Origin of the sequence: Streptomyces sp. NBC_00178, assembly GCF_036206005.1 — a bacterium.
Classification (GTDB): domain Bacteria; phylum Actinomycetota; class Actinomycetes; order Streptomycetales; family Streptomycetaceae; genus Streptomyces.
In genome coordinates this window covers 2,378,051-2,392,341 of record NZ_CP108143.1, presented here as the reverse complement: position 1 = coordinate 2,392,341, position 14,291 = coordinate 2,378,051, and the positions used below count along the sequence as shown (strand labels likewise).

Sequence of the window (14,291 nt, the reverse complement as noted above, 5' to 3'; positions counted from 1 at the left end):
TCGCCTCCGGTGCTGCTGCGGTTACGGGCACTTGACGGGTCACTTCGCGCCGAGCGCCTTCTGCAGCGCGGTCAGGTTGGACTTCATGACCTCGAGGTAGTCAGCGCCGGCGGACTTCTCCGTGATTCCCTCCAGCGGGTCCAGGACTCCGGTCTTCAGCCCGAGGTCCTTCGCCAGCGTCCTGGCGGTTTTGTCGCTGGCGAGCGTCTCGAAGAACACGGTGGTGGCCCGGCTCTTCTCGGCGGCGGTGTGGATCTCGTCGATCCGTGCCGGGCTGGGCTCGGCCTCGGGGTCGATGCCGGCGATGCCCTCCTGGGTCAGGCCGTAGCGCTCGGCGAGGTACCCGAAGGCGGAGTGCGTGGTGATGAACGTCCGGGTGGCCGCGTCCTTCAGACCGGTCCGGTACGCCGTGTCCAGCTCGTTCAGCTCGGCGACCAGGGTGTCCGTGTTCTTGCGGTAGTCCGCGGCGTTGGCGGGGTCGGCCTTCTCCAGGGACTTACCGACGCCCTTGGCGACCTCGGCGTACTTCACGGGGTCCAGCCAGATGTGCGGGTCGAGCCCGGTCTCCTCGTGGCCGTGCTCCTCGCCCTCGTGCTCCCCGCCCTCCTCGTGGCCGTGGTCGTGGCCGTCCACCTCGGAGCCGTGGCTCTCCAGCGTGGTCAGCTTCGCCGCGTCCACGGTGTTCTTCACGCCGGCCTGCGCGACCGCGTCGTCCACGGCGGGCTGGACGCCCTTGAGGAACAGGATGTAGTCGGCGTCGCTCAGGCCGCCGATCTGCCGGGGGGAGAGCTCCAGGTCGTGCGGTTCGGCGCCGGGCTTCGTGAGCGTGGTGACGGAGACGTGCGTCCCGCCGATCTCCTCGGCGAGGAACTGCATCGGGTAGAAGGACGCCACCACGTCCAGCTTGCCGTCGCCCCCTCCCTCGGCCGCGTCGGACGAGGAGCAGGCGGAGAGCGCGGTGAGGCCGAGTGCGACTGCTCCGGCGACGGCGGCTGCGGGTATGAGGCGGCGTACGTTCATGACAGTCATTTTCAACAAAACTGGAAACGATTGTCAACAAGGCTGATGAGATGCCCGGATCGCAGCCCTGGTACCGCTATGCGCCCCACCGATTTGATCCGGGGGGTGCGCCCGCCGGTAATCTGGGGCATTCGCCCGCCCGCCTCGCGCGCATCCCCTCAGCGAGGCTCCGCGCCGCCCCTGTCCCGTTCCGCCGTCGTAATGAAGAGAGCACCGTGGCCGCCGACAAGATCGACACCATCGTCAGCCTGAGCAAGCGCCGTGGCTTCGTCTACCCCTCCAGTGAGATCTACGGCGGTCAGAAGGCCGCCTGGGACTACGGGCCGCTCGGCGTCGAGCTGAAGGAGAACCTCAAGCGCCAGTGGTGGCGCTACATGGTCACCGCGCGCGAGGACGTGGTCGGTCTCGACTCGTCGGTCATCCTTGCCCCCGAGGTCTGGGTCGCCTCCGGCCACGTCGCCACCTTCTCGGACCCGCTCACCGAGTGCACCTCCTGCCACAAGCGCTACCGCGCCGACCACCTGGAGGAGGCGTACGAGGAGAAGCACGGCAAGCCGCCCGTCAACGGCCTGGCCGACCTCAACTGCCCCAACTGCGGCAACAAGGGCACCTTCACCGAGCCCAAGGCCTTCTCGGGTCTCCTCTCCACCCACCTCGGCCCGACCCAGGACACCGGCTCGGTCGCCTACCTGCGCCCCGAGACCGCCCAGGGCATCTTCACCAACTTCGGCCAGGTGCAGCAGACCTCGCGCAAGAAGCCGCCGTTCGGCATCGCGCAGATGGGCAAGTCCTTCCGGAACGAGATCACTCCGGGCAACTTCATCTTCCGCACGCGCGAGTTCGAGCAGATGGAGATGGAGTTCTTCGTCAAGCCGGGCGAGGACGAGCAGTGGCAGGAGTACTGGATGGAGCAGCGCTGGAACTGGTACACCGGCCTGGGCCTGCGCGAGGAGAACATGCGGTGGTTCGAGCACCCGAAGGAGAAGCTCTCCCACTACTCCAAGCGCACCGCTGACATCGAGTACCGCTTCCGCTTCGGCGGCAGCGAGTGGGGCGAGCTGGAGGGTGTCGCCAACCGCACCGACTACGACCTCAAGGCGCACTCCGAGGCGTCCGGCACGGACCTCGTCTACTTCGACCAGGAGAAGGGCGAGCGCTACACGCCCTACGTCATCGAGCCGGCGGCCGGTGTCGGCCGCTCGATGCTGGCCTTCCTCCTCGACGCCTACAGCGAGGACGAGGCGCCCAACGCCAAGGGCGTCATGGAGAAGCGTGCCGTGATGCGCCTCGACCCGCGCCTGGCGCCGGTCAAGGTCGCCGTCCTGCCGCTGTCCCGCAACGCGCAGCTGTCGCCGAAGGCCAAGGGCCTCGCCGCGGACCTGCGGCAGAACTGGAACATCGAGTTCGACGACGCGGGTGCCATCGGCCGCCGCTACCGCCGTCAGGACGAGATCGGTACGCCGTTCTGCGTCACCGTCGACTTCGACACCCTCGACGACAACGCGGTGACCGTGCGCGAGCGCGACACCATGAAGCAGGAGCGCGTCTCCCTGGACCAGATCCAGGGCTACCTCGGCTCCCGTCTGCTGGGCTGCTGACCCGGTCGCACGTGACGAAGCCCCCGGTTCCGGTCTGCGGAACCGGGGGCTTCGTGCACACTGGGCGCACTCGTCCACAGGGGAGGCCAGGATGCCGTCCATGACCACGAGCAAGGTCAGCAGATGGGACCAGCACGGCCGTGAACACGTCGTCCACGTACGGAAGTCGGGGATGCAGCGCCAGCTCGCCTGCGACACCTGCGGGTGGCGCAGGACGGCGCAGTTCCTGCCCTGGCTGAAGGCGGAGGAGCACCTCACCGAGGCCCATCAGGCGACGGTCGACCCGAGCGCCTGAACCGGCGTCCCGGCCGCGCCGAGAATAACCGGATGAGGCATCTCCTGCGCCGGGGTACCTTTTCGTCATGTCCTCGTTCTTCCAGATCTACGAGTGAGCGTGTGACGGGCCCTCGCCGCCCGTCACCGTCGAACCGATCCCCAGGTGATCTCCGGTCACCCCGGACTCACTTCTCACCACGAATGGGAGAACCCCGTGGCCAAGAGCCGCAACAACCTCCTCGGTGTGGGCGGACAGCGCAAGAAGCTGTCCCGCGCCGAACAGCAGGGCGCCGGTCCCGCGCGCGACAAGGACCGCAAGGCCGCCGAGGACAAGAAGCAGGAGCTGGTGCGCAAGATGCGTGAGCGCGCCGGGTCGGCCGATGCCGCACCGGCCGGGGACGCGCCGGCCGGGAGCTGACCTCCTCGCGCCACCCGTACGAGCGCGGGCCCGGATCACCTCGGTGATCCGGGCCCGCGTCGCGTCCACCCCGCCGTGTGCGTGTCACCGTCCGCGTTCTCACCCCACCGTGCGGGGGAGCCGCAGGCTCAGCAGGACGGTCAGGACGACGGCCGCCAACTGCACCAGCAGCGTCATGACCAGTGCGTCCCGCATGCCCGCGCCCGGAGCCACGCCGAGGAACAGCGTGCCGAGCGTGGCGACCCCGAGCGCCAGCGACGCCTGCTGGGTCGTCGTCATCACACCGCCGCCCACCCCGGCCCGCTCGGACGGCACGTCCGACAGCACGATCCTGAAGAGCACGGGGAGTTGGAGCCCCTGGCCCAGTCCCGCGACCGCCATGCCGGGAAGCAGGCCGAGCAGACCGAGGTCCGGCCAGCCTCGCCACACGGTCAGCGCCAGCACGGTGACGCCCACGGCCTGGATCAGCCCTCCGGCCGTCACGACCCGGCTGCCGAAGCGCCGGACCAGCCGGGGACCTGCCAGGGAGGCCGCGAAGAAGGCGGCGGCCATCGGGGCCAGGGACAGCCCCGCGGTGGCGGGACCCATCCGCAGGCCCTGCTGCAGGGCGACCGCTATCACGAACATGAAGCCGCCGAAGCCGACGGAGAAGGGCACCACCAGGATCAGGCCGCGCCGCAGCGAGTCCAGCCGCAGCAGGCTCGGCGGCACCAGCGGCGTCCGCCCCCGCGCGTCGGCCCGCCGCTCCACCCGCCAGAAGGCCACCGCGGCGAACGGGAACAGCGCCAGGGACAGCCAGGTCCACAGGGGCCACCCCGCCGCGCGCCCCTCCGTCAGCGGTGCGAGCAGAGCCGTCAGGGCGGTGGCGAGGAGCAGGGTGCCCGGTACGTCGACGGGGGCGGGCCGCTCCGAACGCGTCTCCGGCACCGAGCGGGCGGCCAGGAGCAGACCCACCGCGGCGACCGGGACGTTCACGAGGAACACCGAGCGCCAGCCCGCGCTCGCACCGAACACCGCGGACAGCGGGGCGGCCGAGACCAGGACGCCGCCGAGGATCTGGCCCGCGACCATCGACAGCCCGGCCGTCGCCCCGTACAGGCTCATGGCCCGCGCCCTGCGGTGGCCGGCCGTCGCCGCCTGGATGGTCGCCAGAACCTGGGGGAGCATCAGCGCGGCGGACGCGCCCTGCGCCACCCGCGCCCCGACCAGGGTCCAGGCGTCCGGTGCCAGCCCGCAGGCGAGCGAGGTGAGACCGAAGGCGGCCATCCCCGCCAGGAAGAGCCTTCGGCGGCCCGCCATGTCGCCGAGGCGCCCGCCGAGGACGAGCAGCACGGCGTACGCCAGCCCGTAGCCCGCGACGACCAGTTCGAGGAGGGCGGGGCCCGCGGCCAGGTCGTGGTCGATGGTGGGCAGGGCGACGTTGACGATGAAGAAGTCGACGAGCGGCAGCGCCCCGCCGAGCAGCACGGTGAACAGCCCGAGCGTCCCGAGCACCGGTGCCGGATGGTGGTGCCGCGCCGCGGTGATGCCGTCGGGGGTCGTGTTCGTCAGTACAGAGGATTCACTCACACCACCGACTCTGGGGGAGCCCGCAGCCTGGTACCAGAGTCTCCTTATCCTGGTAGCAGGAGCACCTGGCAGCGCGTCGGGGCGTCCGGCAGGCTGGGAGGATGACGACCGTGAGCCCCGAGGTACCCGGGTCCGGCGCCAGACGGCACGAACTCGCGGGGTTCCTCCGCAGCCGCCGCGAGCGCATCACCCCCGAGCAGGTCGGGCTGCCGCGCGGGCGCCGCAGGCGCACCCCGGGGCTCCGGCGCGAGGAGGTCGCGCAGCTGTCGGCCGTGGGCGTCACCTGGTACACGTGGCTGGAGCAGGCGCGTGACATCCAGGTCTCGCCCCAGGTCCTCGACGCGCTGGCCGGCGCCCTGCTCCTCGACCGCGGCGAGCGCACCCACCTCTTCTCGCTGGCGGGGGCCGTCGACCCGGCCCCCGGGGCCGACTGCACCGGCGTCACCCCGGCTCTGCGGGAACTGCTCACGCGCCTGGAGCCCTTCCCGGCCTGCGTCCAGAACAGCCGCTACGACATCCTCGCGTACAACCGCACGTACGGGCGGCTGCTCTGCGACCTGGACGACATCGCACCCGAGGACCGCAACTGCATGATCCTCGCCTTCACGAACGAGGACTGGCGGGCCGCCGTCGCCGACCTCCCGGCGGCGCACCGCCTGATGACCGCGAAGTTCCGCGGAGCCATGGCGGGGCACCTCGCCGAGCCCGCCTGGAAGGCGCTGCTCGGGCGGCTGGGGGCCGCACCGGACTTCGCCGAGATCTGGGCCCGCCACGAGGTCGTCGGGACGGCCAACCGCACCAAGCTGTTCCACAACGCCCGGGTCGGCCCGCTGCGCCTCGACCACACCGACCTGTGGCTCGGCCCCTCCCCGGGGCCGCGCATGGTGACGTACGTGCCCGCGGACGAGGAGTCCCGGCAGGGGCTGGAGCGGCTGCTGGAGTCGGCCCTCGCCGATGCCTGAGCGGGCGGTATCCGGGCCTCGCGCCGGGTACGGGACAATGGGCTCATGACCACGCTCGCTCCCGCTCCCCCCGCGCTCCGGATCGGCCCGCACACCGTGCAGGCGCCGGTCGTGCTCGCCCCCATGGCGGGCATCACCAACGCTCCCTTCCGCACGCTCTGCCGCGAGTTCTCCGGGGACAGGGGACTGTTCGTCAGCGAGATGATCACCACGCGCGCCCTGGTCGAGCGCAACGAGAAGACGATGCAGCTCATCCACTTCGACGCGAGCGAGACGCTGCGCTCCGTCCAGCTCTACGGAGTGGACCCGGCCATCGTGGGCAAGGCGGTCCGGATGATCGTCGACGAGGATCTCGCGGACCACATCGACCTCAACTTCGGCTGTCCGGTCCCCAAGGTCACCCGCAAGGGCGGCGGCTCCGCGCTCCCGTACAAGCGGCCGCTGCTGCGTGCGATCCTCCGCGAGGCCGTCGCGCAGGCGGGCGACCTCCCGGTCACGATCAAGATGCGCAAGGGCATCGACGACGACCACATGACCTACCTCGACGCCGGCCGCATCGCGGTCGAGGAGGGCATCAGCGCCGTCGCCCTGCACGGCAGGACCACCGCCCAGCACTACGGCGGCACGGCCGACTGGGACGCCGTCGCACGGCTCAAGGAGCACGTTCCGGAGATCCCCGTCCTCGGCAACGGCGATGTCTGGAGCGCCGAGGACGCGCAGCGGATGATGCGTGAGACGGGCTGCGACGGAGTGGTCGTGGGCCGAGGCTGCCTCGGGCGGCCCTGGCTCTTCGGTGACCTGGCCGGCGCCTTCGACGGCACGGGTGCGAGGCAGAGGCCGAGCCTGCGCGAGGTGGCCGGCGTCATGGTGCGTCACGCCACGCTGCTGGGGGAGTGGATGGGCGACGAGAGCCGCGGGGTGATCGACTTCCGCAAGCACGTGGCCTGGTATCTCAAGGGCTTCGCCGTCGGCTCGGAGATGCGCAAGTGCCTCGCGGTCACATCGACGCTGGAGGAACTGTCCGGGCAGCTCCACCGCCTGGACCTCGACCAGCCGTGGCCGGAGGGCGCGGACGGCCCCCGCGGGCGCACCTCGGGCAACAACCGGGTGGCCCTGCCGGACGGCTGGCTCGACGACCCCAACGACTGCGCGGGCGTGGGCGCCGACGCCGAGCTGGACACCTCAGGCGGCTGAGCCGTACCTCCCTCGCGACGGCACCGAGTGCCCCATGACGAGCCCGCTCATGTGAGCGGGCTCGTTTCGCGTGATCCGGGCGATTCCGCCGAGAATCGACGGTGGGCGTCCCCGCGCGCCCGTGGCGCACGCCGTCCGGTGACTCCTCGCGCTCACTGTGTGCCGGTGGAGTGACGTCCATCAGCCCGGAGGGCGTCCGGATGGTGACATCTGAGCGCACCCGAGGGCGTGATTCTCGCCACCCCTGAGAACAGTTTGGCTCAGATGAGCGCGTGAAGTGCGACTGTACTTCTCAAATGACGGCACTGGGTGCCAGGCAACTTCACTTTGATCGATCAAGGCTTCCGGCACTGTGCGTGTGGATTCACCCCGATGACGTGCACGCTCGGTGGTTTTGCGTTCAAGAGGTGAACGCGGGCGGCTGTCGGACCCTGATGCCGCGCCACTTTCGATCTGCTGGCGGACGGGTGGTTGAGACCTCACGACGCGCAAGTGGCCGTACCCAGACACCTTCGATCTGGGTATGTTCCTCGCCGTCAGGGCAGCCACCGCGTCCTCGAGGAGTCGAGACCCGTGTCGGAAAACAAAGACCCCCAGAAGTTCGTCTACGACTTCACCGAGGGCAACAAGGATCTGAAAGATCTTCTGGGTGGCAAGGGCGCCAACCTCGCGGAGATGACCAACCTCGGGCTTCCCGTCCCTCCCGGCTTCACGATCACCACCGAGGCGTGCAAGGTCTACCTCGACAGCGGTGACGAGCCGGCCGCGCTGCGCGACGAGGTGGGTGCGCACCTGGCGGCGCTCGAAGCGCGCATGGGCAAGACGCTCGGCCAGGCCGACGACCCGCTGCTGGTCTCGGTCCGCTCCGGCGCCAAGTTCTCGATGCCCGGGATGATGGACACGGTCCTCAACATCGGCCTCTCCGACGCCTCCGTCGTCGGCCTCGCCGCGCAGGCCGGGGACGACCGCTTCGCCTGGGACTCCTACCGCCGTCTCATCCAGATGTTCGGCAAGACCGTGCTCGGAGTGGACGGCGAGCTCTTCGAGGAGGCGCTGGAGGCCGCCAAGGAGGCCAAGGGCGTCACCGTCGACGTGGACCTCGACGCGGCGGACCTCAAGAAGCTGGTCACGGAGTTCAAGAGGATCGTGGAGCGGGACGCCGGGCGCGGCTTCCCGCAGGACCCGCGGGAGCAGATGGACCTGGCCATAAAGGCGGTCTTCGACTCGTGGAACACCGACCGGGCCAAGCTCTACCGCCGCCAGGAGCGCATCCCCGGCGACCTCGGCACCGCCGTCAACATCTGTTCGATGGTCTTCGGGAACCTCGGGCCCGACTCCGGCACGGGCGTCGCCTTCACCCGTGACCCGGCCAGCGGTCACCAGGGCGTCTACGGCGACTACCTCCAGAACGCGCAGGGCGAGGACGTCGTCGCGGGTATCCGCAACACGGTGCCGCTGGCTGAGCTGGAGTCGATCGACAAGGCGTCGTACGACCAGCTGATGAAGATCATGGAGACGCTGGAGACCCACTACAAGGATCTCTGCGACATCGAGTTCACCATCGAGCGCGGCCAGCTCTGGATGCTGCAGACCCGGGTCGGCAAGCGCACCGCCGGTGCCGCCTTCCGGATCGCCACCCAGCTCGTCGACCAGGGCCTCATCGACGAGGCCGAGGCGCTCCAGCGGGTCAACGGGGCCCAGCTCGCGCAGCTGATGTTCCCGCGCTTCGACCACGGCGCGGCCAGTGTGCTGCTCGGCCGCGGCATCGCCGCGTCGCCCGGTGCGGCCGTCGGCAAGGCCGTCTTCGACTCCTACACCGCCGTCAAGTGGTCGCGGTCCGGCGAGAAGGTCATCCTCATCCGCCGGGAGACCAACCCCGACGACCTCGACGGCATGATCGCCGCCGAGGGGATCCTGACCTCGCGCGGCGGCAAGACCTCGCACGCGGCCGTCGTCGCCCGGGGCATGGGCAAGACCTGTGTCTGCGGCGCCGAGGAGATCGAGGTCGACACCAAGCGGCGCCGGCTCACGGTCGGGGACACCGTCGTCGAGGAGGGCGACCTCGTCTCCGTCGACGGCTCCACCGGCAAGGTGTACCTCGGTGAGGTCCCCGTCGTGCCGTCCCCGGTGGTGGAGTACTTCGAGGGCCGCATGCACGCGGGCGCCGACGACGCCGACGAGCTCGTCGCCGCCGTGCACCGCATCATGGCCTACGCCGACCGGGTACGCCGGCTGCGGGTACGGGCGAACGCGGACAACGCCGAGGACGCCTCGCGGGCCCGCCGCTTCGGCGCCCAGGGCATCGGGCTGTGCCGCACCGAGCACATGTTCCTCGGCGAGCGCCGCGAGATGGTCGAGAAGCTGATCCTCGCGGACACCGACGACGAGCGTGACAGCGCCCTGGAAGCCCTCCTGCCGCTCCAGAAGGCCGACTTCATCGAGCTGTTCGAGTCCATGGACGGGCTGCCCGTCACGGTCCGGCTGCTCGACCCGCCGCTGCACGAGTTCCTGCCCGACATCACGGAGCTCTCGGTGCGTGTCGCGCTCGCCGAGTCCCGCAAGGACGCCAACGAGAACGACCTGCGCCTGCTGCAGGCCGTGCACAAGCTCCACGAGCAGAACCCGATGCTGGGGCTGCGCGGCGTCCGCCTGGGCCTGGTCATCCCGGGGCTGTTCGCGATGCAGGTCCGCGCGATCGCCGAGGCGGCCGCGCAGCGCAAGAACGCCAAAGGCGACCCCCGCGCCGAGATCATGATCCCGCTCGTCGGCACCGTCCAGGAGCTGGAGATCGTCCGTGAGGAGGCCGACCGGGTCATCGCCGAGGTCGAGGCGGCCACCGGCACGGAGCTGCGGCTGACCATCGGCACCATGATCGAACTGCCCCGGGCCGCGCTGACCGCCGGTCAGATCGCCGAGGCCGCGCAGTTCTTCTCCTTCGGCACGAACGACCTCACCCAGACGGTGTGGGGCTTCTCCCGCGACGACGTCGAGGCCTCGTTCTTCACCGCGTACCTGGAGAAGGGCATCTTCGGGGTGTCGCCGTTCGAGACGATCGACAAGGACGGCGTCGGCGCCCTCGTGCGCAGCGCCGTGGAGGCCGGCCGGGCCACCCGCCCGGACCTCAAGCTCGGCATCTGCGGGGAGCACGGCGGAGACCCGGAGTCGGTGCACTTCTTCCACGAGGTGGGCCTGGACTACGTCTCCTGCTCGCCCTTCCGCATTCCGGTCGCCCGGCTGGAAGCGGGCCGCGCCGCCGCCGAATCCCGGGGCAGCGACAGCCGCTGAGTCCCCGCGGCGAGCGAGCGGCAGGACTCCGGGGCCGCCGTCGGATCACATACACCCTCGACGATCCGACGGCGGGGCCGGATTACCCGGAAGCGGCGGCACCCTGTGCGGGGGTGCCGCCGCTTCGTCAATTGAATCGCGAACCGTTCAAGGTTGTTTCTTTTCACCGTTCGGTGCGCAAATCGGGGGACGGCCGCAGGGGTGCGGCCCAAGGATCCCCACCCCTGGGCCGCACCCGCTTACCCCTGCCGGGTACGGAGCCGCACCGTCGTTCACCGCCGCCGAACGGGCAAAGCCCCCCACGGCCCTCACCCGCTCTTTCGGTGACGCCGGATGCGTACCCGACGTCGTACAGCCTTTCGGGTGCGGCCGATACGGGCGAGGCTTTTCAACTGTGGCCGAAACCCCGTGGTGACCTCCTGTGACGCTGTGCATACCCTTCGACGGGGGCAATTGCGGGTGCAACAGGTGGGGGTTCGGTGCTGCGTATCCATGTGTCCGGAGTGGACCTCTCGCGGGTGCGGATGGCCGCGCGGCCGGACGCGATGTGGGAAACCGTCCTCAGTTTTCACAGGCTGAGGGACCGGCGTGGTTCCTCGGTGTTCGGGAAATGGCGTAAGGAATCCCGGACCCGGTTGAATGGTGAAGCACGTCTGCTGTCGGCCGTAGTTCCGCCTCGCGGCTATTTCCCCGACTTCCTGACGCCTTCCGCGGAGGGTGCCGAACCTTTCGGATTCGACGCCGGAATGGAAGCGCTGCGCGACACCCCGCCCGACCGCATCCGCGCGGAAACCGCGCTCCTGGCCGAAAACGTCCCCCTGCTCAGGCGGCCGTCGGGCGGTCCCACCGCGGCCGCCCTGCCGGACGCGCTCGCCGAGGGCCGCACGGAGCCCCTGGGCCGGCTCATCTCCACCCTGCGTGCCTACCACCGTGCGGCGGTCGAGCCGTACTGGCCGCACATCCGGGCGAGCGTCGAGGCCGACCGCGCGGTCCGGGGGCGGGCCCTGCTCGACGGCGGGGCGGACGAACTCCTCGCCACCCTGCCCCCGATGATCCGCTGGCGCGCGCCGGTGCTGGAGGCGGACTACCCCGTCGACCGGGAGCTGCACCTGGACGGGCGGGGTCTCCTCCTGCAGCCCTCGTACTTCTGCCGGGGCACGCCCGTCGTCTACCGAGACCCGCTCCTGCCACCCGTCCTCGTCTACCCGGTCACCCACCCGGGCGCCCCCGCCTTCGCGGAGCCGGGGCCCTGGCTCGGCCGGCTCGTGGGCCACACCCGCTCCGCGGTCCTGCGGTCCATCGGCAACGGCTGCACGACCAGCGAGCTCGCGCGCAGGACCGGGGTGTCCCTGGCCTCCGCCAGCCAGCACGCCTGCGTGCTGCGCGAGGCCGGTCTCGTCCGCACCCTGCGCCACGGCAGCTCGGTCCTGCACACGCTGACCCCGCTCGGGGCCGCCCTGCTCCGGGGAGGGGCCCCGCTGGCCCTGTCCTGAGCCGGGGTCGGCCCCGTACACCCTGTCCCGAGCCGGGTCAGCCCCGCTCCTCCAGCACCGCCTTCAGGACGGCCAGACGCTCCTTCCAGAACGCCTTGTAGCGGGCCACCGCCGCCGCGTCCGCCAGCTTCCCGTGGCCCACGCCCACGCGCGTACGCCCGTCGGGCAGGGCCTCCAGCCGCACCGAGACGCGCCCCGCCGCGTCCCCGGACTCGTCGCGGAGATCCGCGGTGAGGGACCTGCCGGGGCGCAGCGTGCGCACGGACAGCTCCACGTCCGGCAGCCAGCGCCCGCGCTGCCCCGGTTCGGTGAAGGCCGCCAGGACGCGCTCCGGCGGGGCCGCGAGCGTCCGGCTGCCCGAGGTGTTCCAGTCGCCCGAGGACGACTGCCCCACCTCCCGCAGGCCGCGCTCCTGTTCGTACCCGACGGCGACCGACTGGGCGTACCAGCCGCCCATGCGGTGCTCCGTGCCCAGGTACGCGGCGATCTCCGCGTGGGTGCGCCGCGTCGCGTCCCAGGCGTCGAGCACGTCGAACCAGTCCGCCCAGCCCCGGCCGGTCGCCCCCCTCAGGGCTCCGTCCGACAGTTTCCCGGTGATCCTCCGGCCCGTGGCTCCGCTCATGCCCCGAAGCTATGCGCCGCCGCGCCGGCACCGGCGGTGACGCGCGGGAAGCCGCCCCGCACCGGGCGATGAGTTCCGCGCGCCGGGGCCGTCTACCTCTTGTGGGCGCTCGCACGGAGCGCGCGGGAGCACCGCAGGGTGCCGGACGGAAGAGTGGGAACCATGCCTCAGCCTCGGATGATCTTCGTGAACCTGCCGGTCAAGGACCTGGAGAAGACCAAGAACTTCTTCTCGAAGCTCGGCTTCGGCTTCAACCCGCAGTTCAGCGACGACACGACCGCCTGTCTCGTCATCAGCGACACGATCTTCGCCATGCTCATCAGCGAGCCGCGCTTCAAGGACTTCACCAAGAAGGAGATCGCCGACGCGTCGGCGACGACCGAGGTCCTCATCGCCCTGAGCGCCGGGAGCCGCGCCGAGGTCGACGAGATGGCCGACGCCGCGCTCGCGTCGGGCGGCTCGCCGGCCAACGAGCCCATGGACGAGGGCTTCATGTACGGCCGCTCCTTCCAGGACCCCGACCACCACATCTGGGAGGTCGTGTGGATGGACCCGTCCGCGGTCGAGGGACAGTCCTGACGTCCGGACGGGGCGGCTGCCGCGGTGCGCGCACCACGACACCCGCCCCGGGGGCGGGTCAGGAGCGGAACGGCCCCGTGACCTCGTAGGTGATGCCGCCGGAGGAACTGCCGCTCGTACCCCGCTGCGAGGAGAAGTAGAGCCGCTTCCCGTCCGGGGAGAAGGCGGGCCCGGTGATCTCCGAGCCCGACTGGCCGCTGATCCTGAGGAACGGGGCGACCGTGTCGGCCGGGGTGATCAGGCAGATCTCCATGGTGCCGCCGTCCTCGGCGACGTACAGGTCGCCCGAGGCGGACCGGGTGACGTTGTCCACGCCCGTCAGCGGCGCGGTGCCGCTCGTGACGAGCGAGTCGTCGTAGGCGAGCGAGAGGGACGAGGCGTTCGCGTCGTACGCCCACACCCGGTTGTCGCCCTTGGTGGTGAACCAGCAGGTGCCCGCCGCGTAGAAGCAGCCCTCGCCGCCGTTGAACACCTTCGCGCCGGAGACCTGGTAGCGGGTCTGGGTGGGCGATCCGTCCGGGTCGGGGACCGTCGTCCAGGTCACCGGGCCGGAGGTGCCCGAGCCGGCCACCAGGACCTGGAGCGTGCCGGCCGACAGGTTGCCCCAGGTGGTGGGACGGAAGCGGTAGAAGCGGCCGTCCGTCTCGTCCTCGGTCAGGTAGACGTAGCCGTGGTCGGGGTCGGCCGCCGCCGCCTCGTGCTTGAAGCGGCCGAGCGCCGGACGCTGCACGGCCGCGTTCACGCCCCAGGGGTCCGTCTCGTAGACGAATCCGCGGGTGACCTCCTCGCAGGACAGCCAGGTGTTCCACGGGGTGCGGCCGCCCGCGCAGTTGTTGTTCGTGCCGGACAGGATGCGGTACGCCGAGGTGACGTTCCCCGACGCGTCGAAGCGCACCGCGCTCGCCCCGCCGCCGCTGCCCGAGGACACCTCGGCGTTGGACACGTAGATCCATCCGCTGCCGGCGGCGAAGGTGGCGCCCCCGTCGGGTGCGCTGTGCCAGGCGTACGAGGTGCCGGGGACGATCTGCCCCGAACGCGCGACGATGCGGCTGGTGAATCCGCTCGGCAGCAGGATGCCGTTCGCGTTGGCGGCCTGCAGCGCACCGTACGGACCGGTGGCCGGCTGGGCAGGGGCCGCGGAGGCCGCACCCCTCCAGAGGGTGCCGCCGAAGGCCGCCGCCGATGAACCGATCACCGCTGTGCGCAAGAAGGTCCGACGTTCCACGATCACTCCACGGGTGACGTGCTGGCCCGCCGGCCCGGTCGGCCCGGCGG

12 protein-coding genes are annotated in these 14,291 nt (G+C 70.9%); 8 read left to right on the top strand and 4 right to left on the bottom strand.

The genetic code is table 11. From position 1 onward, the window contains the following. Nucleotides 1-39: 39 nt before the first annotated feature. The gene (locus OHT61_RS10365; RefSeq protein ID WP_329037124.1) at nucleotides 40-1,020 is read right to left on the bottom strand and encodes a metal ABC transporter substrate-binding protein; all 981 of its coding nucleotides are present in this window, start codon (nucleotides 1,018-1,020) and stop codon (nucleotides 40-42) included. A gap of 215 nt (nucleotides 1,021-1,235) precedes the next feature. On the opposite strand from OHT61_RS10365, the gene OHT61_RS10360 reads away from it, so the two are divergent. The 3 genes from OHT61_RS10360 (at nucleotide 1,236) to OHT61_RS10350 (ending at nucleotide 3,312) form a co-directional block, all read left to right on the top strand. Continuing rightward, nucleotides 1,236-2,618 carry a glycine--tRNA ligase gene (locus OHT61_RS10360; protein ID WP_327118848.1) on the top strand — a complete coding sequence of 461 codons (1,383 nt, stop codon included), beginning with the start codon at nucleotides 1,236-1,238 and terminating at the stop codon, nucleotides 2,616-2,618. 91 nt (nucleotides 2,619-2,709) lie between these two features. Further along, nucleotides 2,710-2,913, top strand: coding sequence for a hypothetical protein (locus tag OHT61_RS10355; RefSeq protein WP_329037121.1), 204 nt, complete (start codon nucleotides 2,710-2,712; stop codon nucleotides 2,911-2,913). Nucleotides 2,914-3,108: 195 nt separating this feature from the next. Next, on the top strand, nucleotides 3,109-3,312 hold the full coding sequence (locus tag OHT61_RS10350) for a DUF6243 family protein (RefSeq protein ID WP_329037119.1): 204 nt from the start codon (nucleotides 3,109-3,111) through the stop codon (nucleotides 3,310-3,312). 99 nt (nucleotides 3,313-3,411) lie between these two features. On the opposite strand, the gene OHT61_RS10345 is transcribed toward OHT61_RS10350, so the two are convergent. Then, on the bottom strand, nucleotides 3,412-4,881 hold the full coding sequence (locus tag OHT61_RS10345; RefSeq protein ID WP_329037118.1) for an MFS transporter: 1,470 nt from the start codon (nucleotides 4,879-4,881) through the stop codon (nucleotides 3,412-3,414). A 101-nt stretch (nucleotides 4,882-4,982) separates the two neighbouring features. On the opposite strand from OHT61_RS10345, the gene OHT61_RS10340 reads away from it, so the two are divergent. The 4 genes from OHT61_RS10340 to OHT61_RS10325 all read left to right on the top strand — a co-directional run bounded on the left by OHT61_RS10340 (nucleotide 4,983) and on the right by OHT61_RS10325 (nucleotide 11,815). Continuing rightward, complete coding sequence (locus OHT61_RS10340) at nucleotides 4,983-5,843, top strand: MmyB family transcriptional regulator (protein WP_329037116.1); 861 nt, start codon at nucleotides 4,983-4,985, stop codon at nucleotides 5,841-5,843. 45 nt (nucleotides 5,844-5,888) lie between these two features. Then, the gene (dusB, locus tag OHT61_RS10335) at nucleotides 5,889-7,037 is read left to right on the top strand and encodes a tRNA dihydrouridine synthase DusB (RefSeq protein ID WP_329037114.1); all 1,149 of its coding nucleotides are present in this window, start codon (nucleotides 5,889-5,891) and stop codon (nucleotides 7,035-7,037) included. Between the two features lie 573 nt (nucleotides 7,038-7,610). Then, nucleotides 7,611-10,322 carry a pyruvate, phosphate dikinase gene (gene ppdK / locus OHT61_RS10330; protein ID WP_329037113.1) on the top strand — a complete coding sequence of 904 codons (2,712 nt, stop codon included), beginning with the start codon at nucleotides 7,611-7,613 and terminating at the stop codon, nucleotides 10,320-10,322. Between the two features lie 479 nt (nucleotides 10,323-10,801). Further along, nucleotides 10,802-11,815, top strand: coding sequence for an ArsR/SmtB family transcription factor (locus OHT61_RS10325; RefSeq protein WP_329037111.1), 1,014 nt, complete (start codon nucleotides 10,802-10,804; stop codon nucleotides 11,813-11,815). A gap of 37 nt (nucleotides 11,816-11,852) precedes the next feature. On the opposite strand, the gene OHT61_RS10320 is transcribed toward OHT61_RS10325, so the two are convergent. Beyond that, the gene (locus OHT61_RS10320) at nucleotides 11,853-12,437 is read right to left on the bottom strand and encodes a DUF4287 domain-containing protein (protein ID WP_329037108.1); all 585 of its coding nucleotides are present in this window, start codon (nucleotides 12,435-12,437) and stop codon (nucleotides 11,853-11,855) included. 162 nt (nucleotides 12,438-12,599) lie between these two features. Here OHT61_RS10320 and OHT61_RS10315 point away from each other — a divergent pair, with 162 nt between their 5' ends. Next, a complete protein-coding gene (locus tag OHT61_RS10315) occupies nucleotides 12,600-13,016 on the top strand; it encodes a VOC family protein (protein ID WP_329037107.1) in 417 nt (138 codons plus the stop codon). 58 nt (nucleotides 13,017-13,074) lie between these two features. Here OHT61_RS10315 and OHT61_RS10310 read toward each other — a convergent pair whose 3' ends face one another. Continuing rightward, entirely contained in the window at nucleotides 13,075-14,241 is a 1,167-nt protein-coding gene (locus tag OHT61_RS10310; protein WP_329037106.1) for an alkaline phosphatase PhoX, read from the bottom strand. Nucleotides 14,242-14,291: the final 50 nt, after the last annotated feature.

Coding starts and splice junctions, on each gene's coding strand:
- OHT61_RS10355 (WP_329037121.1), top strand. CDS start 2,710: ATGCCGTCCATGACCACGAGCAAGGTCAGCAGATGGGACCAGCACGGC.
- OHT61_RS10315 (WP_329037107.1), top strand. CDS start 12,600: ATGCCTCAGCCTCGGATGATCTTCGTGAACCTGCCGGTCAAGGACCTG.
- OHT61_RS10365 (WP_329037124.1), bottom strand. CDS start 1,020: ATGAACGTACGCCGCCTCATACCCGCAGCCGCCGTCGCCGGAGCAGTC.
- dusB (WP_329037114.1), top strand. CDS start 5,889: ATGACCACGCTCGCTCCCGCTCCCCCCGCGCTCCGGATCGGCCCGCAC.
- OHT61_RS10320 (WP_329037108.1), bottom strand. CDS start 12,437: ATGAGCGGAGCCACGGGCCGGAGGATCACCGGGAAACTGTCGGACGGA.
- OHT61_RS10340 (WP_329037116.1), top strand. CDS start 4,983: ATGACGACCGTGAGCCCCGAGGTACCCGGGTCCGGCGCCAGACGGCAC.